Origin of the sequence: Enterococcus sp. DIV1094 (assembly GCF_017316305.2) — a bacterium.
GTDB classification, from domain to species: domain Bacteria; phylum Bacillota; class Bacilli; order Lactobacillales; family Enterococcaceae; genus Enterococcus_B; species Enterococcus_B mangumiae.
Genome location: NZ_CP147250.1, coordinates 2,625,680 through 2,645,604, shown reverse-complemented (window position 1 = coordinate 2,645,604; position 19,925 = coordinate 2,625,680). Strand labels below are relative to the sequence as shown.

The 19,925-nt window shown below is 38.2% G+C and carries 16 protein-coding genes and 1 pseudogene; 3 read left to right on the top strand and 14 right to left on the bottom strand.

Going from position 1 to position 19,925, the window contains the following annotated elements; translation table 11 throughout:
• Positions 1–255 precede the first annotated feature (255 nt).
• The 9 genes from DOK79_RS12635 to cysK form a co-directional block, all read right to left on the bottom strand.
• Positions 256–1,608: a lytic polysaccharide monooxygenase gene (locus DOK79_RS12635; RefSeq protein ID WP_206859296.1), complete on the bottom strand. Its 1,353-nt coding sequence runs from the start codon at positions 1,606–1,608 to the stop codon at positions 256–258.
• Positions 1,609–1,825: 217 nt separating this feature from the next.
• Complete coding sequence (locus DOK79_RS12630; protein ID WP_206859294.1) at positions 1,826–3,322, bottom strand: helix-turn-helix domain-containing protein; 1,497 nt, start codon at positions 3,320–3,322, stop codon at positions 1,826–1,828.
• Between the two features lie 539 nt (positions 3,323–3,861).
• Positions 3,862–4,437, bottom strand: a complete 576-nt coding sequence (locus DOK79_RS12625) for a hypothetical protein (protein ID WP_206859287.1) — start codon at positions 4,435–4,437, stop codon at positions 3,862–3,864.
• Between the two features lie 307 nt (positions 4,438–4,744).
• Positions 4,745–5,410 (bottom strand): endonuclease III, encoded by a 666-nt coding sequence (gene nth / locus DOK79_RS12620; protein WP_206859286.1) that lies wholly within the window; start codon positions 5,408–5,410, stop codon positions 4,745–4,747.
• A gap of 1 nt (position 5,411) precedes the next feature.
• On the bottom strand, positions 5,412–6,116 hold the full coding sequence (locus DOK79_RS12615) for a DnaD domain protein (RefSeq protein WP_206859285.1): 705 nt from the start codon (positions 6,114–6,116) through the stop codon (positions 5,412–5,414).
• Positions 6,117–6,353: 237 nt separating this feature from the next.
• On the bottom strand, positions 6,354–6,644 hold the full coding sequence (locus tag DOK79_RS12610; RefSeq protein ID WP_206859281.1) for a DUF5960 family protein: 291 nt from the start codon (positions 6,642–6,644) through the stop codon (positions 6,354–6,356).
• Between the two features lie 271 nt (positions 6,645–6,915).
• The gene (locus DOK79_RS12605; protein ID WP_206859280.1) at positions 6,916–8,268 is read right to left on the bottom strand and encodes an FAD-dependent oxidoreductase; all 1,353 of its coding nucleotides are present in this window, start codon (positions 8,266–8,268) and stop codon (positions 6,916–6,918) included.
• Between the two features lie 363 nt (positions 8,269–8,631).
• Positions 8,632–9,057 (bottom strand): Fur family transcriptional regulator, encoded by a 426-nt coding sequence (locus DOK79_RS12600; RefSeq protein ID WP_206859276.1) that lies wholly within the window; start codon positions 9,055–9,057, stop codon positions 8,632–8,634.
• A gap of 185 nt (positions 9,058–9,242) precedes the next feature.
• A complete protein-coding gene (gene cysK / locus DOK79_RS12595; RefSeq protein ID WP_206859274.1) occupies positions 9,243–10,169 on the bottom strand; it encodes a cysteine synthase A in 927 nt (308 codons plus the stop codon).
• Between the two features lie 256 nt (positions 10,170–10,425).
• Between cysK and DOK79_RS12590 the strand changes: the two are divergent.
• A pseudogene (locus DOK79_RS12590) lies at positions 10,426–11,720 on the top strand (ISL3 family transposase).
• Positions 11,721–11,968: 248 nt separating this feature from the next.
• On the opposite strand, the gene DOK79_RS12585 reads toward DOK79_RS12590, so the two are convergent.
• The 3 genes from DOK79_RS12585 to DOK79_RS12575 all read right to left on the bottom strand — a co-directional run bounded on the left by DOK79_RS12585 (position 11,969) and on the right by DOK79_RS12575 (position 15,441).
• Complete coding sequence (locus DOK79_RS12585) at positions 11,969–12,838, bottom strand: glucosaminidase domain-containing protein (protein WP_206859209.1); 870 nt, start codon at positions 12,836–12,838, stop codon at positions 11,969–11,971.
• Positions 12,839–13,096: 258 nt separating this feature from the next.
• Entirely contained in the window at positions 13,097–15,091 is a 1,995-nt protein-coding gene (gene tkt, locus DOK79_RS12580; RefSeq protein ID WP_339092246.1) for a transketolase, read from the bottom strand.
• A 98-nt stretch (positions 15,092–15,189) separates the two neighbouring features.
• Complete coding sequence (locus DOK79_RS12575) at positions 15,190–15,441, bottom strand: DUF896 family protein (RefSeq protein ID WP_206853042.1); 252 nt, start codon at positions 15,439–15,441, stop codon at positions 15,190–15,192.
• A gap of 151 nt (positions 15,442–15,592) precedes the next feature.
• Between DOK79_RS12575 and lexA the strand changes: the two genes are divergently transcribed.
• Both lexA and DOK79_RS12565 read left to right on the top strand, forming a co-directional pair.
• Complete coding sequence (gene lexA, locus DOK79_RS12570; protein WP_181055241.1) at positions 15,593–16,216, top strand: transcriptional repressor LexA; 624 nt, start codon at positions 15,593–15,595, stop codon at positions 16,214–16,216.
• Between the two features lie 183 nt (positions 16,217–16,399).
• Positions 16,400–16,618: a hypothetical protein gene (locus DOK79_RS12565; protein ID WP_206853040.1), complete on the top strand. Its 219-nt coding sequence runs from the start codon at positions 16,400–16,402 to the stop codon at positions 16,616–16,618.
• A gap of 218 nt (positions 16,619–16,836) precedes the next feature.
• Here the strand turns inward: DOK79_RS12565 and DOK79_RS12560 are convergent, their stop codons facing one another.
• Together DOK79_RS12560 and recJ are read right to left on the bottom strand one after the other, a co-directional pair.
• Positions 16,837–17,349 (bottom strand): adenine phosphoribosyltransferase, encoded by a 513-nt coding sequence (locus DOK79_RS12560; RefSeq protein ID WP_206859404.1) that lies wholly within the window; start codon positions 17,347–17,349, stop codon positions 16,837–16,839.
• Between the two features lie 14 nt (positions 17,350–17,363).
• The gene (recJ, locus tag DOK79_RS12555) at positions 17,364–19,661 is read right to left on the bottom strand and encodes a single-stranded-DNA-specific exonuclease RecJ (RefSeq protein ID WP_206859402.1); all 2,298 of its coding nucleotides are present in this window, start codon (positions 19,659–19,661) and stop codon (positions 17,364–17,366) included.
• Positions 19,662–19,925: the final 264 nt, after the last annotated feature.

Genomic DNA, 19,925 nt, shown 5'->3' with positions numbered 1-19,925 from the left:
TTTCCTGACATAGCGAAAAAAAATTCCGATGAATATCAAGACTTTTAAGAGTCTTTTTATAGTTTTTATCATTCTAGAGATAACACTAAAAAAGAGGCTATACAGATTGTATAGCCTCTTTAAGGCGTAATTAATAATGGTATATTGATATATTTATCTACTCAATATACGCTTCTTTAATTATCCATAAATCTTACAACATTTAATTTCAAGGAATATCCCTGAGCATGATAAAACCCAAAAAACTTTTAAAAGTTATTTAACTCTAAACAAAGTAATCGCGCTATCTGGTGCCCACGATGGATCTCCATAATTAAAGTGAGTAACTAATGTCGTATATAGTTTCCCATTATGAAAGATGATTTCATCTTTTGTGTATAGTACGGGGTTAGTTAAACTTCCCAACTCAAATTGTCGATATTCACCCGGCGGTGTGATTTCATTGGTTTTAGTTGAAATCACCAATCGATTACTTGCTTCTGAGCGAATCGAATCATTACTCACTGCTCTGATCGTATACGTATACTGAGTACCAGGATTCAATCCTGAATCTAGATACGTTGTTTTCGTAGTTTCGCCAACTAATTGACCATCTCTGTAAATTTCATATGTTTTTATACCGGCAGAATGACTAGATGGGTTCCACATCAATGAAATAGAGTCATCTGTTTCACCCATTGAATGTAAGTTTCCTGGTGTTGTTGGTACTTCCACTTCGTTATCTGCTAAAGTTGTCACATAAAGCGCATCACTCTTTTCAGAGCTTATCCCTGAAAATGAAACTGCTTCAATTTCATACTTATATTTTGTGTTTGCTGTTAATTTGTCATCTTGATAATTATTTGAAGAGGTTGTAGCTATCAGTTGTCCATCACGGTATACATTATATTTTTCAACTGTTGCTTGCGCATCCCAAGAAAGCGAGATAGAATTTTTTGTTGTATTCACCGCTCTGACATTTGTTGGTTTATTTGGAACTACTGGTATAGCACCGTTATTTTTGATATTCGCATCGATCACATTATAAAAAGCATTTGCGGTATCGCCAATATCCCAAATAGCTAAAATAACGTGATAACCCATCCGATCTTCTGGAATATTGACCGTATGTGTCGCACTGATATTCGCAGAAGATTGTCCGCCACCATCGATTTCAGACAATAGCTCTAGATCCTGACGTGCTAACGGTTTGTTTTGATCCCAGCCATTTTTTGTCATGTAGTAATGATATTTAGCAGTGCTATGATTTGCAGTGAAATGCCAAGTAAAATTATTTGGACCGGTATTGATATCTTGCTTTGTCCATAACGTGGATGTTTGTTGATCTAACTGGAAACCCAATGCACCATTCGCAGAGGCAATTCGTCCGTCTGCAGGACCTGCTGCCGGGAAGCCTTTCAACGCTTCTAATGATTGTGGTTCATTGATGACTGCCCCATACTTCTGGAAAGCGGCTGTCCAGTTTGTGCGAGCATCTAATGCACCTTGGTATCCTCGACTAATTGGCTCTCTCACATAACCATGTGCAGAAACATCCTTTGTTGCGCCAAAAAGTATTCCGCCTAGACTTAAAACAACTACAACACTACCCAATATTCTTTTTTTCATACAATACCTTCCTTCCAATATTTTTTTGTTACACTATTTTTATAACACAATTAATTAATTACAAATAGAGTGCTAGATTTTGTTCAAATAATCACAATTTAACGAAAAAAATTATTTTTTTCTTCATATATAAGTATTTTATATTGTGAAATATATAACTATTATTCATTTGATGTTCAATTAAACCAAGAGACGATAAAACAATCATAGGAGTTGTTCAAAATTTATACGTATTTACGATGATTTTATTAAAATAAGATCCCAATCTTGTCCACGACTCTTTGTCTAGTATATGTTTAAAATAAAATAATTCTTTGTCTTCATATCCATGTGTATCAGAAATAACAATATCAGCGTGATGATAAGACTCAACAATTTTTATCCTTTTACTATTGTAATAGTGGGTAATGATGTTTTCGACTATATTTTTAGATTCTGGAAGGTTGAAAAATTCTACATACACTTTATGTTCGGATTTAAGACTGTTAGAGGCTAAGCTTCCTAGGACGACTTGTACGAAACTATTTTTAATATGATTAAAAGAATGTTGATTTTGGTAAGATTTCAAACTTTTATCGATGCAACGCTCAATGTAGGTTCCATAATTATTTTTGGGTAGCGCATCATGATATATAGGCATAAATTTATATAATTCCAGGTGATGGATGGTAACTAATTTATTGGTTAAATAATAAAGCAATCGATAAAAAATAGTTTCTGGTATATGAAAGTACTCAATCATACACATGAGTAGTTTTTTGCAACTGCTAACAATCGAATTCTTCTTTAGCTCTGCCAACTTTCTTCCAAGTTTTTCTTTTTCTTCTTTCGTATGCAAATCTTGTGCAAAATAGTTGGATAGAAATGCAAAGTGAATACATTCATTTCGTGAGTTCGCTGCATCCATCACTTTTTTGACAGTTAGCTGATCTAAACAAGCATCTATCTCCTCATTATAGATTGTTACCCCTAATTCCACGAGTTCTAGAGGTAGATCATCGATTTGGTAACCATTTTTCAATGATATAAGACCAACTGCTAATAGATAGTTGATACGCTTTTTCCCTAATGGAGATAGGTTTTCGTAATGGTCAAAGTTGATTGACAATCGTAAATCGTTTACTTCTTCTTGCGTGATCGTTTTGAATAACCAATAGTTACCTTTTGAAATGACAGCAATACCTAAATAATGCAACATGCGTATAGTAGATTCACTACCTGTCAACTCAATCAACGTTTCGTTGATTTTCGTCAACCTTAAATCGATTTTTAATAATCGGAACAATTCTTTCAACTTTCCTAAAAGTTTATATACATGAGACTCACTATAGATTAAATATTTTGCGATATCTGAAACACTGAATTTTCTTTTTTCCAATACATATAATAATGTTTGATATAGGTTGGACTCTGCAAAATATCTTTCTTGGAAAATATTGATTAGTTCTAGATATTCCGTATCTGTTAGTTGAGGAATACATAACAATTTATCTTTATCTAAAATCAAGGATGTCTGATATTTCTTAGAAAAACCACTTTCTTCATATTCATTCATCAAATTTTGAATGATTTTTCTTACTTGTCTTTTTGTTAGATCCATTTCATCTTCCAGTTTTTTTATTGAGACTGCTCCATCTTTTATTTCTTTCAACACTTTCATTTGTTGAAATTGTGTTTTTGTAATGAATAATAATGTTAATTTGTCTGGCAGCATATTTATTCTCTCCTCGATCTATAGTTGAAATTTAATGTTCAATTATTAATAACATCACCTCAATCCTTGTTTTTATTTCTGAATAGTAAAAATATTCTTACTATTCAAAAGACAATATATAGTTGCTTATTTATAGTAATTATTTAAAATAAACATAGTTTATTTCTTTATGTTTGCCATTGATAACCTAAAATAACTATTATAAAAAAACAAATACAATTTAATAGTAAGTTATTTTGAGAAAAAATTCCAATAATTATATATACAACTTCATTTTTCTTCGAATTAATTTAAAAGAACTTTATGGCCTGATTCCAAATAAAAAACATAACAAAAACTGGGTGATAAAATTTAGTTTTTGAACACCCAGTTTTCTTACATATAGTTTAAATTTGTTTAAACCAATGCGCATATTCAATTTGCTTTTACATCAGTTAGACTATCCTGCACTATGTAACAATCTTAAATGGTGGAAGTGTTAAAAGATCAAGCAGGATAGTCGATCATTGAGATGTTATCTCAATACCTACATCTGTCGTTTAGCCGAATGGAACGCTTGAGTGGTGTAACTGGATTTTCAAGTCGCCGTCTTCATCCATGATATAGCCAAAAGTATACTCCACTTTCACTTCCTCATTAGTTTCTCCTGAAGTAAAGTAATATACACCTGATGAAATCGCTGTGTTGCCATTAAGGATCGTGTCGTGATTATCAAAACGGATGTCTGTCCAAGGCTCTAAGGCAAACCCACCGTCTTCTTCGATATCCCCACCGACAAAGTAAGATAATGCGTCATCTTTTGTTCCTCGGAATGGCACTTCTGCTGCTTTAGTTGGTTTGAATAATACTTGACCATCATCATACGCATACAGGTTCTCAAGCGTCTCAAGCGCTTTTTCTTCAGCTTCCTCATGACTTTCTAAGCTTGCTGCCCCAATCGCAATGATGTTTTCTGCCCATTCTTGTTGTGCCTCTTCGACATCCGAAAGGGTAATGACCGGTGTTTCCTCTTGTACTTCATTTGTGGTACTTGTCGTATCTTCTCCTTGAGCAGCTGTTGCGCATCCTGCCATTGTTAAAACTAAAGTTGATAAAAGTAATGTTTTTTTAATCATATAATTCCTCCTCTATAATTAAACTCTAACAGAAACCTTTGTTTTTTAAAATATTAAATATAACAAAATTTAAATAAAATAAATAAATACTAAAAGTTATCTAATCACCGTTTAACAAGAAAAAAATTTTAATAAATGACAATATAAAAAAATATAAAATAATTTATAAAATTTGTTTAAGAAAAATCACTTGTCATATAATTTATACGAACGAAGAAAAATGGATGATTCATTTAAGGACACATGCAACTGTTATCTGTCCATACAAAAAAACGTCGAAGTCCTCCCGACTTTCGACGTTCTTAGTTCATTTCAATTTTTTGTTCGCCGGATCTTTCATCCGCATTTTCCCATCTTGGCACATATCCAATAGTGGGCAGACCTCACAACGTGGGCTTCTAGCTGTACAATGATAACGACCAAAGAATATCAATGTATGATGCGTTTTGACCCATAATTCTTCCGGCACCTTTTTCATCAATGTTTGTTCAACTTCTTGGACTGATGCATCTAATTTGCAGATCCTAAGACGTTTCGTCACTCTTTCTACGTGAGTATCGACAGCTATTGCTGGCACACCGAATGCATCTCCTAGTACGACGTTCGCCGTTTTTCTGCCTACACCGGGTAATGAAACAAGTTCATCTCTTGTTTGAGGGACTTCGCCACCGAAATGGTCAATCAACTGTTGGGCGCAAGCTTTGATATTTTTTGCCTTGTTCCGATACAACCCGATCGTTTTGATTTTAGGAATGATCTCTTCCAGTGGGGCTTCAGCTAACGCCTCTGGTGTCGGAAAAGCTTCAAATAAAGCAGGTGTCGCCTTATTGACGGAAACGTCTGTCGCTTGTGCGCTTAAAATGACGGCAATCAATAATTCGTATGGATTTTTATGCTGTAATTCTCCATGAGCTTCTGGAAACATCTCGTACATTTTTTCAAAAGCTTCCATTGTCCGTTGTTTACCTAACATATTACTCCCATTCTTCCAGCCAATTCTTCAGTGACACTTTAGGCAGCTCTGCTTGTTGGGCTGGCTGATCGATTTCTTTTTGAAGCAGTTGCTGCTTTCTGCGCTTTTGATCTTCTTCTACTTGTTGTTTTGTTTTTAGGTTTTTCCGTTCCCATGACAAGAGAATACGGTCGATATAGTTAAAGCTATACGCTTGGTTCAAGACAGCCTCACGCAAAGCTAATTTCAAGATTTCAGGATGATAATGATCGTCTTCTAACCATTGACCGATTCGTTGGAACTCAATCGAGGATAACGGGCGTCCAAATTCTTGCTCAAAGAGTTGATAAACTGATCGTGTCACTTTTTCTTGAACTTCTTCTTCTTGCTTTTGTGTATCTTTTTCTAATAATCTTTCCAAATGTGCATAAGTAGGTGTCAAATCATAGCGATCTGCTTTCCGTCCATCAATCAGGGTTGTTTCGATTGAAATAAAATGACCACTAACTAGACGGTTCAAGATTTGAAAAACCTTGTCTTGCTTAACACCCATGTCTTGGGCAATAGCCATCAGATCTGGAAAGGAATCACCCTCTGATTGTGCCATATGCAATTGCAAAATAAACAAAAATTCATCCGCTTCTAAGCCGATGCGATGATAATTTTTCAGCAAAAGATTGGAAACGATCGTTTGACCCGCTTTTAAATAGTTTTCTAAATTCAACATTATTATCCCTCGCTTTAAATTTAGTATACGTAAAAATAAGAGTTGAAGCAAGAAAGGATTGGTTGAATTTTTTAAAATAGTTTTGGTTTGTTTTCGTTCTGCTATTCACTTTTCGGAATATATTTATGTCAGGAGAATAGCTGCTTGTACGTTTGCACTTCTCCCACCTATCAAGGAAAGCGCGCACGCATTACAAGCAGCTCTGACAGCTTATTCACGATACTTTCGTCGACTATATTATTCCGTCTCGTCATCCGTCCGTAATTCGTACGGTTGTCCTTCGTACGTATATTCTGTATTCAATGTGCCGTCATTTTCATCGGTATAGATTCGTCGACTAAATGGAAATTGATGTTCTTCCCCCGTCTTCGTATCCTCACCAGATAAGACGAATTCCTCAGCTTGTGTTTCATTTAACTGATTGATCACTTTATCCGCTAAAGCATCAATATCGACCGTTTCAGATCCTGTTACTTTTTTATAATCTTCGATAAAGTTGTCTTGTTGTAAGAAATACTCTTTTTCCATAATGATCCTCCTCTATTCCAACTTTCTTTATTACTTAGTCAGAAATTAATTACATCTATTATTTTGACAAAAATATCAGTGAAAAACAACTAATTGCAACTGGTGAAATTTGATACAATCCGCTACCCTCTCGTGAGAATCAAAACAAAAGACTTTGAATTTGAACAAATAGATGTAGAAAAATCACAAAAAAAGATCATCCAGAAACACTACTGTTTCCAGATGATCCATTTTATCCAATCAGCTATGTGTCTTATGACACCCAGTCAAATTATTGCGCTGTTTCGATTTCTCCTAGCGCTGCTTGAGCAAGAAGGTTCAAGTAGTTCCAAGGACGGTCAAAATGAGGTTGGAAGAAGAAGTCAGAAAGAGCTAAATCTTCGACAGTCATTTTATTTTGAACAGCTAATGACATTGTATTCGCAGATTGAGTGATGTCGTATTTAGACATGAATTGTGCTCCTACGATACGATTTGTTCCTTTTTCATAAACAAGTTCCATCATGACTTTTTCAGTAGTTGGCATGAATTCTGGACGATAGTTGTCTTCGAATAATGTTGCTTGGACATCCAAGTTATTCATTGGCGCACTTTCTTTTGTAACACCGGTTGACCCGATCGTCCAACCGAACAAGTACAAACCAGAAGTCCCTTGTGTACCACGATAAGCCATTTTTTGTTCTGTCAAGTTGTTCCCTACTAATAAACCTTGACGGACAGCGTTTGTCGCTAAAGGAATATAGTTTTGAGTACCACTTGGGTTATAGTTGACAACTGCTGAATCTCCAGCTGCAAAAATATCTGGATCACTTGTTTGCATGTACTCATTTACTTTGATTGCGCCGTTTGGTAATGTTTCTACTTTACCTTCGATCAATTTTGTATTTGGTCTGAAACCAACACATAAGATGACCATATCCGCATCAAATGTTTGACTAGCGGTAGTTACTTGTTTCACTTTACCGTTTTCGTCTGGAATGAATTCAGAAACGTTTTCACCTAAAGCTAAATTCACACCACGGTCAACTAATTCTTTTTCTAATACGTCTGTAAATGGTTTATCTAAATATTTATTCAAAATACGATCTAAACCATCGATCAACGTTACTTGTTTGCCTGATTCAACAAACGCTTCAACTAATTCGATTCCGATGTATCCACCACCAACGATGACTACTTTTTTCGCATCTTCTGCTTTTGCAATGATTTCGTTTGCTTGGTTATAGTTTTTACATAAAAGAATGTTTTCAGATTCAATCCCTTTGATTGGTGGGATGATTGGCCATGAACCAGTTGTCATCACTAATTTGTCGTAAGAAACTGTTTCAGTTTCGCCAGTTTTTAAGTCTTTCGCTGTCACTTGTTTGTTTTCCGTATCAACATCAGTCACATCATGCTCCATTTTCACTTTCGCGCCTAGAGAAGCTAATTCTTCAGGGTTTGAATAAAATAGGCCTGCTGGGTCTTTTACGACGCCTCCGACATACAATGCGATCCCACAAGATAAAAATGAGACATTGTCATTACGCTCATAAACAGTTACATCTGCTTCTGGGTTGTTTTTTAAGATACTTTTTACTGCCGCTGTTCCTGCATGGGTACAGCCGATTACTACTACTTTCATGTGTGTCCCTCCGATAAACGTTTTGTCCTTTGACATTTTTAACTATAGCAAAATTAAAACGGCTTCAACAGTTTTATGCTTGTGAATTCACAAGAAGACGCTTGTCGTTTCTTGCGCATTCGTGTTTCAAAAAGCTGATAAATAAACGTTCTTTTTGTGATTTTAGTAACGAATAACCAATCGCTTGTGAAGGAATAAGAAATCTTAAAAAAATAGAATAAAATTTTTGGGATTTTTCTTAATTATAAGACACTTTTTCTAAAACGCATTCGTTATCGAAGTATTTCTTTAGATAGGAAAGAAAAAGACAAAAGCATCGACAAAGTCTCTCGACCTTAGCGATGCTTCTATTGACTATCCAATTTATTTTTTACAATTCGGGCATAATCCATATAATTCTAATCGATGATCATGGATCTCAAAATCAGTCAAGCGTCCCGCGGCCATTTCAATATCTTCTAAACCAGGATAATGAAAATCAACAATCGTCTCGCAATTTTGACAAATCACATGATAATGTCTTTGCGAACTAAAATCAAATCGGCTTGAAGCATCACCATACTTCATTTCCTGAACAAAGCCGATCGATGTAAATAACCGTAGATTATTGTAAACCGTAGCAACACTCATATTAGGAAATCGATGTTCTAGCGCTTTGTAGATTTCATCTGCAGTCGGATGTGAGCGATGTTCGATCAGATACTGTAAAACTGCATATCTTTGCGGCGTAATGCGAATATTTTCTTTTTTTAATTGCTCGATTGCCGCTTCTACTTTTTTATTTTCCATATAAACAAAACCCCACCTTATTGTTCTTGTATTATCATACTATTTTTATTTTTTTAAATCTACATATTATGGAGAGAAAAAGGAAAGAATTTTATAATTTAACCAATTTTAGACAAAAAAAGTGTAAAATAACGGATGTTACACCATTATTTTACACTTTTTATTCATATTTTTCGATTATTCTTTTACATTTCTTGATATAGAGGAGTAGACAAATAACGTTCTCCGTTGTCTGGAATAACAGCTAAAACTTTTTTCCCAGCGCCCAACTCTTTGGCTACATTCAAGGCTGCTTCCACTGCGGCTCCACCTGAAACGCCGACTAAGATCCCTTCTTCTTGACCCATTCGGCGAGCAGTGATCATTGCTTGCTCACTTGATACTGATACGACTTGATCGTATACATTCGTATCTAACGTATCCGGTACAAAGCCAGTACCAATACCTTGGATTTTATGTGGCCCAGGTTCTTTTCCTTCTAAGACAGCAGATTCTGCTGGTTCAACCCCCACGATTTTAAGTGATGGATTGATTCGTTTCAATTCGTGCCCTGCTCCAGTGATCGTACCGCCAGTACCGATACCTGCGACAAATGCATCTAAACCGTTTACACCAAATGCTTCTTGGATTTCTGGACCTGTCGTTTTTTCATGAACCATTGGATTCGCCGGGTTTTCAAATTGCAGAGGTAAGAAATAGCCGTTTTCTTCTGCTAAACGTTTGGCTTCTTTGATTGAACCACTGATTCCTTCAGTTCCTGGAGTCAAAACAAGCTCAGCGCCATAGCCTTTCATCAATAAACGGCGTTCAATACTCATCGTTTCAGGCATCACAAGCTTCACATGATATCCCTTGGCTACACCAACCATTGCTAATCCGATACCAGTATTACCTGAAGTCGGTTCAATGATCGTATCGCCTGGTTTTAATAAACCGTCATGTTCTGCTTTTTCAATCATATTCAATGCAATCCGGTCTTTCACACTACCACCTGGATTGAAAAATTCTAATTTAACAAAAACATCCGCAGCTCCTTCTGGAACCATATTGTTTAATCGAACGATAGGTGTTTTACCGATCAATTCTGTGATCGACTGATAAATCTGTGTCATGTTTTTTCCCCCTTCATTTGCTTCTCTATTCATCATAATACAAAAGTCTTGTGTCTGCGAGTGTTTATTCCTAAATCATGCAAAAAAAAAGGTCAAAAATGAATAACGCAAATTATTATGGCTCTATAATAAAGTGGACTGATGAATCAATTCTGATTCGTCAGCCCACTTTTTCTTTTTGGGTATTAAAAAACATATCGTTCTCTAGTATGATTAAATCACCACAAAATAAACAACTGAGAGGACGATATGCTCTATGGAAAATTCTATCAAAAAAATGCTCCGATTAACAGATAAATATTTAACCATCCAAGATGTTTCTTACGAAACGTTCCATCAAACCAATACTTTAGTTATTGACGCAGTGTTAGCTCCTCCTACTTCTGCTTGTTTGACTTGTGGCTCTGCCGTGAGAGATTCGAAGGGGAAAACGGTCATTGTCAAAAATGGCAAGAAAATGACCTGCATTCGTTTCGATCAATTCAACCATTTACCGCTAATCATGCGGCTGAAGAAACAACGTTATCACTGTAGAAACTGCCATACCCATTGGACAGCCCAAAGCTATTTTGTTCGGCCAAATCATTCGATTGCCGAGCATGTAAAAATGAAAATCATTGCTTTACTCACCGAAAAGGTCTCCTTATCTTTTATCGCAAAGCATTGCCAGGTGTCTATTCCAACGGTGACGCGTATTTTGAAGTCGTTAAAAACCTATTTACCAAAACAAGCCAAGCGCCACCTGCCCAAAGTATTGATGGTCGATGAATTTCGTTCCCATGTATCCTCAGAAGATAAGATGAGTTTTATTTGTGCCGATGGGGAAACCGGGCAATTAGTTGATATCTTACCCACTCGAAAATTGTCTCGGTTGACCACTTATTTCCAGACATGTGTGAATCCATCTGACGTCAACTATTTAGTTACTGATATGAATGCGGCGTATTTTCAACTAACAAAAAAAGTATTTCCTCATGCCAAACTGGTCATTGATCGTTTTCATGTGGTCAAACACATGAATCAAGCGTTCCAAGATTTTCGTGTCCGTGAAATGAAACGCCTGATTGCTTCGGGCAATCGGACAATGCCAAGGAAATTAAAAAGCCATTGGCGCTTACTCACCAAAATCGGAAGAATATCAACCACACAGAATATAAAACTTGGCGTAGCTTTCGTGCCCCAAAGTATCCTTACCTGACAGAAGCCATGGTGCTTGACCGTTTATTAAGTGCTTCAACTGCCTTGAAAGTCGCCTATCAAGCGTTCCATGAACTAGCGGATGCCTTTCGTGACAAAGACCACGAGTCATTTTTCACTCTCTTGCATCAGTTACCAGAAACATTAGATAAAGAATTTCGGCTAAAACTACAAAATCTTCTGAGCTATGAAGAAGGGATTCGTCATTCTTTTATTTATCCTTACTCTAATGGGAAAATTGAAGCAAAAAACACCCACATCAAAACACTCAAACGAGTGTCTTATGGCTTTAAATCATTTGAGAACATGCGCATCCGAATCTTTTTGACGAATCAAGTCATTCACGTCAAATAACGAAGAAAATCCGGAGAAGAAGTGTTCACTTCTTCTTCCGGATTTCACTTGATTGCACTCATCAGTCCTTATTGACAAAGAGCCATTATTATTTTTTTGATCTATCAACTGACTAAATGATACAAGACAAACGCGACGAAATAAAAGAAACCCCGCGAAAATACGAGAAGCGATTTTCGCGGGGTTTACTTTATTATTAAGAGAGCCAGAATCGTTCCTACCCTCTTGTTTTATACTCGGTCTAATGCTTAGACGTTGATTTCTTGACCAACTAATAATGAATAATTAGACATCGTCATGCCATTCTTCGCCATAAGGTCATCGACGGACATGCCGAATTTTTGGGCAATATCCCAAAGTGTATCACCAGAAACAACTGTATAAGTCTGGCTGCTGCTTGTCGTCGTTGTCGTTGAGGTTGTTGTACTTGTCGTTGTGGTGCTTGTCGTACTAGTTGTTGTTGATCCAGTCGATGGTGTATCAAAACGAGTCAGATCATACGTGCTGATCAATTCATTTAGTTTACTGCCATAATTTGGGTCTGTTGCATATCTCCCAGTTAAGTACGCTGTGGCATCGTAATAGCTTGTTGTATTACTTTTCCATACACCTGAGTAATGGTAATCTCCTGTAGAAAAACTTGTTGAGCGTAAAACATTTGCATGGTCTTGGAAAGATTCCCAATAAGATGAATAGCGACGGAACGGTTCATTCATCGTCACCCATTGACCATTCAAAAATTCTTTCGTATTCATATACACCACAGATTGACCTGCACTACCTTTTACTCCAAAGAGATTATAATATGGAGCACTTGATAATCCAGACGTTCCATAAGCACTTTCTAGTAATGCTTGTGCAATCATGACCGATGCGTATAAGTCATTACTTGCTGCAACTTCAGACGCCGCCCAGCCAATTTGATTGATAAAGGCTTGTGGATTGGCAGAAGATGCTACCTCTAGTTCATCTGCTCGTACTGTTTGTGGTGTTGCTGTGACCAACATTGGCCCAACTAATAGGCTTGTACCCACTAAGGGTGCAATGGCTTTTTTATTAATGATCATTTTCCTTTTCGGCCTATGATGTCGGGCACTACGGGTTCTCAGCTCTTGCATTCAAATTCCTCCTCAAATGAAACGGTGAATAAAACTTCCTCTTAAACGAAACTTAATCATTTAAATTATACGTTTTATTTTATTGAAACTCAAATAAATCTTATATAATTCCGCTTTTGTAATATCTACGTAATAAAAAAGTAATATAAAAGCAACAAAAATAAGTCTCTTTTCATTCGGTTTAGTCGAAAAAAATAGAAAATTGGAGGCTTGGAAAAAATCTCCAAGCACTCCAATCGAACTGCTTTTATTATTTGATTAAAATTGATTGTAGACATTAACAACATTATCCACGGTATAACCAAATTCTTCAAGTATTTTGTTTCCAGGTGCAGAAGCGCCGAAGTGATCGAATGTGATCATCTTCCCTTCTGTACCTACGTAACGTTCCCAGCCGAACGAAGCCGCTGCTTCAATGGCCACACGTTTTGTCACTGCTTTTGGCAAGACACTTTCTTTGTATTCAGCTGATTGTTTTTCAAACAAATCAAAACTTGGCATTGAAACGACAGAAACGTCTTTGCCTTGTTCTGCCAATACTTTTTGTGCATCGACAGCTAAAGCTACTTCTGAACCAGTGGCGATCAAGATGCCTTCTGGTTGCTCTCCTTTTGCTGGTGATAAGACGTAAGCGCCTTTTTTGACCATGTCATCTGCCACTTCTTTTGTTGATGGCAAAACAGGCAAGTTTTGACGACTTAGTACTAAGATCGTCGGTGTATCTGTTGATTCCATAGCTACTTTCCATGCGGCACGTGTTTCGTTGCCGTCTGCTGGACGTAGGACATGAACCCCTGGCATACTTCGAACAGAAGCCAATTGTTCTACTGGCTCATGCGTTGGCCCGTCTTCACCGACCGCTACCGAGTCATGGGTCAACACATAAATGACTGGTGTATTTTGGATCGCTGCTAAACGGACAGCTGGTCGCAAGTAATCGACAAAGACAAAGAATGTCCCGCCATAGATGCGTGTACCGCCATGTAATTGGATCCCATTCATCGCAGATGCCATTGCGAACTCACGAACACCAAACCAAATGTTGCGGCCTTCATAATGTTCAGGAGTGAAGTCTTTATCCGCTGTCACCATGGTATTGTTTGAGCCGGATAAATCAGCTGAACCACCCCAGAAACTTGGGATCGCTTTTGATAATTCTTGGATGACTTCTTTACTAGACACACGACTTGCTTGGCTTTCGCCTTCTTCGTATGTTGGTAATTCCGCATCCCAATTTTCTGGTAATTTGCCAGCAAACGCATCTTCAAATTGTTGCGCTAATTCTGGATAAGCTTCTTTGTACGCAGCGAACATGTCATGCCACGCATTTTCAGCTTTTTCGCCTTCTTCGACCATCGTTTGACGGAAACGTTCCGCTACTTCTTCTGGTACGGCAAAGTCTGGATATTCCCAGCCATAGATTTCTTTGGCTTTTTGAATCCCTTCTATACCGATCGGCGCACCGTGGACCGCAGAAGTTCCTTGGTTAGGTGCGCCAAAACCGATCACTGTTTTCACTTCGATCAATGTCGGTTTGTCTGTTTCCGCTTTTGCTTCTTCGATCGCTTTTGAGATTGCTTCTAAATCTGTACCGTCTTTGACTAAAAGATGTTGCCAGCCATAAGCTTCATAACGTGCGCCAACATTTTCCGTGAAGGCTTTTGAGGTTGGTCCGTCTAAAGAAATATCATTTGAATCGTACAACACGATCAATTTGCCAAGTTTCATATGGCCAGCCATTGAACTTGCTTCTTGAGAAACGCCTTCCATCAAGTCGCCATCGCCACATAACGCATACGTGTAATGATCCACGACATCAAAGTTTTCTTTGTTGTACGTCGCTGCCAAATGTGCCTCTGCCATCGCCATACCGACTGCCATTGCGATTCCTTGACCGAGTGGGCCAGTTGTCGCTTCCACACCGTCTGTATGGTTGACTTCAGGGTGTCCTGGTGTTTTTGATTCCCATTGACGGAATTGTTTCAAGTCATCGATCGTCACTTGGTACCCTGCTAAGTGTAACAAGCTGTAGAGCATCGCTGAACCGTGTCCTGCAGACAAGACAAAGCGGTCGCGATCGACCCAATTTTTAGATGTTTTAGGATTTACTTTCAAATGTTTCGTCCACAGCGCATAAGCCATTGGTGCGGCACCCATTGGTAACCCCGGATGTCCTGAATTTGCTTTTTGTACTGCGTCGATACTCAATGTACGGATCGTATTCACACCAAGCTGATCAATTTTATCAAACAATGTAACCCCTCCTGTAATTTAGGTTTTTTTTACCTATATTTCTCATTCTTATTTTATAGCAATTTCCATGAAAAAGCAACGACTTTTAGTTTTTTTTACTAAAAGTTGTCATTTCTATTATGGATACCTTTTTGCTTCTGGATTTCTTTCAATTTGTCAGGTGTAACATCATTTCCTTCAGGATCTACGACTTTCATTCCTTCGATATGATGTCTCATACCAGAACGAAAAGATGCTAGATATTCTTCACGTAACTTCGCTTGCTCTTTGACTTCAGCAGGTGTCAATCCTTCTGCTTTCTTTTTTTTAGCTAACTGATTGATACGTTCGATTTTATCAGGTGATAACAACAATATCCCTCCTTGCTTTTGCTTCTCCTACATCTTATATAAAAAATGAAAAAAAAACAACTACATCAATAGGTTTTAATGCGAACATTTGTTTGAAATCAAGCATTTTCTATGGTACTATTTACTTATCAAGTGAAAGAAGGTGTACCTTGTGGCCCGACAAACTGAAACAAGACAAATCGAAGTCTTACGATATATTCACGAACAAGTGACCCAAAAAGGCTATCCACCAACTGTCCGTGAGATTGGAGAAGCCGTTCAGCTCTCTTCTACCTCGACAGTCCATGGTCATCTTGCCCGATTAGAGAAAAAAGGCTTTATTCAAAGAGACCCTACGAAACCACGTGCGATCGAATTGACGCAACAAGGATTATCAAAAATCGGTATCCGTCCCTCAACGATACCAGTACTAGGTGTAGTAACTGCCGGAGAACCGATATTAGCTGTCGAAGAAGCTTCTGACTTCTTTCCAGTGCCACCAAATCTTTCGTCCGAAGAAGGTAGTTTGTTCATGTTGACGATCCGCGGAGAAAGTATGATCAACGCAGGGATCTTAGATGGTGACAATGTCATTGTCCGCAAACAAGAAACTGCTCAAAATGGCGATATCGTGATTGCGATGACTGCTGAAGACGAAGCAACGTGCAAACGTTTCTACAAAGAAAGAGACCATTTCCGTCTACAACCGGAAAATGACCTGTTAGAACCGATCATCTTAGATGAGGTATCGATCTTAGGTCGTGTCGTTGGTCTTTACCGAAGCCATATTTATTGATTAGAAAAAACAATACAACCGATGAGCATTTATGTGCGAGCTTGAGATCATGATCTCAAGCTCTTCTTTTCCTCTTTCACGGAATATTTTGCTCTTTTTAAACTTCCCTCTTTACAAACCGAACAAAAGTTCGTATACTAATAGTACGAACTTTTGTTCGTATTCTATAAAGAGGTGAATGTCATGAAATCAATGAGACGTTTTGGTTTAGTGTTGATCGTTTTGTTTTTAGGTATTATTATTGGTAATTTCGGGCTGCGTACAGCACTTTTGGTTTTTGTTCCTTTGTTTACATTGTGGTTCATGTTGTGGGATGAAAAAAAATACCGTCAATCACAACGTCGTCAGACACATGAAGACTCCTTCTACCATGAAACCTATTACAGCTCCAGGCACACGTAAAAAGTAAGTAGTTAAGCTTTTATGAATAACCCCTTCCAAGCAAACGATCGATGGTCGTTTGCTTTTTTTTTCGACCAATTTGCTACAGTTTTTTTCTCTTACTTTGAACAATTGAAGCTCTCCACCTCCACACAAGTAACAAACATCCTTACCACGAACCTTCAGTGTGTTCGTGGTAAGGATGTTTGTTAAGTTTGTTCAATTGTTCGATTCTCTGATCAATACTCCATTAAAGTGATCATATCATAGCCTTCGATTTTGTCACGGCCATTCAAGTCCATCAACTCGATCAAAAAGGCACAGCCTACGACAACTCCACCAAGTTCTTCGATCAATTCGATCGTCGCTTTGATCGTTCCGCCTGTCGCTAACAGGTCATCACAAATCAAGACTCTTTGTCCTGGTTGGATCGCATCTTTGTGTAATGTCAATGTATCTGTCCCGTATTCAAGTCCGTAAGTCACTTCGATCGTTTCACGAGGCAACTTCCCTTTCTTACGTACAGGCGCAAAACCGACACCCAACTCATATGCTACTGGGCAGCCTACGATAAATCCACGTGCTTCAGGTCCGACAACCATATCGATCCGTTTTTCTTTGGCATAATCAACGATTTGCTTTGTTGCTTCACGATAAGCATCTCCATCAGCCATCAACGGAGAGATGTCTCTAAATATAATTCCTTTTGACGGATAGTCTGGAATACTAGCAATATAATTTTTTAAATCCACTTTTTCGTTTCCTCCTAGGTTGTTAACCATTTTTTTATTGTGGGAATGTCACTTAATAGTAAAAATTCCTCTGATTTGATTTTCTTCAACCGCTTTTGATAGTGAAGACTATCTGTCAACGGATGATTCGCTGGATCTGCGACTTTCTCTAAAACACCATTGTTTATTGTAACAAACTTCAACTCAAAAAACACCTGTATCATAAAAATTAATAATTTTTGTGGGATTTTTAAATAGTTTGAGATCGCACCTAATTTATGCCTGATGTCGATCCGTTCTTGTGCATGGATCAATTTAAAGAGTCTAGCATACTGTTCCCTCGTCCCTACGCCATTCAAGTACGCTTCATCGACTGAAATACCTAAGAAGTATACACGACTGAACGTACCAAGAGCTAAGATCTCTTTTAAGACATGTAATTCAGCCGGACAATCGATCACGACAAGCGCACTCGGATCATTTTCCTCGATCCATGCTTGGACTGTCTCTTTCTCTGACCAAAGAATGATTTGTTCCTGTAAAGAGGCGTTTAATTCTTTGATCGATGCTTCATCAAATGCTAAATAGAGCGGACGCTCGATTTCATTTGCCAATGTTCGATAGCGTTTTGCTCGCCAATCAAACACTTGTAACCCTTCTACTGCAAAATCGGAAACCATCAACTGCGGTTTTTTACGACCATTCCACTCATTGATCGATAATTGCCCTACGATATCGAGAGAATCATCCAAAAACTCGTTTTCTTGTGCTCCAAAACCAAACGCGACTGCATCTAGCTGACTCTCTTCATCGACTAAAGAAAGTTTCAAGTGCTGTTGACTTGAGCCAATTCGTTTCACATTTTGGACAGCGACCTGTTTAAACAAGAAATTCGGGACAGGATTATCGGTTCCGAAAGGTGCGAGTAATTTCAACGTATCGATTTGTTCAACGGTCACGTCTTTTGGCGAGACGATTTCATCGATCGCCAATACTGGTCCTTTTGATAAATCGATTGCCTTCTCTTTCACATAGGCATTCATCCGCTCTTGTAACTGCGGGATATTTTCTGCAGGCATCGTCAAGCCGACTGCTGCGTGATGGCCGCCAAAAAATGTAAACAGTTCGCTCATCTCATTTAGCATCTCATAAAGGTTCAATGCTTCGATACTGCGACCTGATCCTTTTGCGACAGTTTGATCTTTGATTCCTAGAACGATCGTTGGTTTGCCTGTTTGATTCATGATCTTTCCTGCCACGATCCCCAAAACACCTTCATGCCAACCTGGATGTGCCAATAAATGGATCTGATTCTCTTCATTGATCATCGCTAATGCTTCAGTGGTGATCTGCTCCACGATTGCTTTACGCTCTTCATTGACTGTTTGTAGCTGTTCCGCTAATGTTTGCGCTTGGCTTTCATCAAATGTGGCTAATAAATCGACTGCTGGATTAGGATCACCCATGCGGCCGATGGCATTTAAACGTGGGGCAATAGAAAAACCGATCATTGTTTCATCTGCTTCATTCGCACGCACACTACTTTGCGCAAACAATGCTTGTAAGCCGACACGCTCCGTTTGACGTATTGCCTGTAATCCTAACGCTACGAGCGTTCGATTTTCATCCGTCATCGAAACCAAGTCAGCAATCGTTCCAATCGCTACTAGATCAAGAAACTCTGCGGGTGGTTCTTCCAACAAAGCAGTCGCTACCTTGAATGCTACGCCGACACCGGCTAATTCGCCAAAGGGATAATTGCCTTGCGGATGACGAGGATGGATGATCGCATAAGCTGCCGGCAACTCATTTGGCAACTCATGGTGATCTGTCACGATCACATCTACTCCTTGTTGTTGGGCATAGGCGATAGCTTCATGCCCCGCTACTCCATTATCAACAGTGACGATCAGTTGCGTTCCAGCAGCTATTTTCTCTTGGTACACCGTTGGATTAGGTCCATACCCATGTTCAAAACGATTGGGCAAAAAGACTTCTACTTGGGCACCAAGCAACTCCAACGTTTCTTTCATCACAGTCGCACTAGTGATTCCATCTGCATCATAATCCCCATAGACTAAAATTTGTTCGCCATTGATCACCGCTTCTTGGATACGGCTGATTGCTTTGTCCATGTCAAACATCAAATATGGATCGTGCAGTTTTTGTTCTTTTGGATGTAAAAACTTATGGATACTTTCTTGTTCTCGGTATCCTCTTTGCCACAACAATTGTCCGATCATCGAAGATAATCGTTGTTCTTTGATTATTTGGATAAAGGATTCAGAAGGTGTTGTTTCATTGACCTTCCAATCAAAATTTGCTCGTCTCACATGCTCACCCCTAACTTAGTCATTATAGCAAACGTCACCTCTAAAAAAAAGAATTTCAGTAGACGCGCGAATGGAATAGAAATAAAAATCATTTCCGTTTTTAACCTTAAAAACGAAGAAACGGTATTCCAACAGCAATTCCTTCAAAAATAGGCTCTATAATAAAGTGGACTGATGAATCAATTCTGATTCGTCAGTCCACTTTTTCTTTTTGGGTATTAAAAAACATATCGTTCTCTAGTATGATTAAATCACCACAAAATA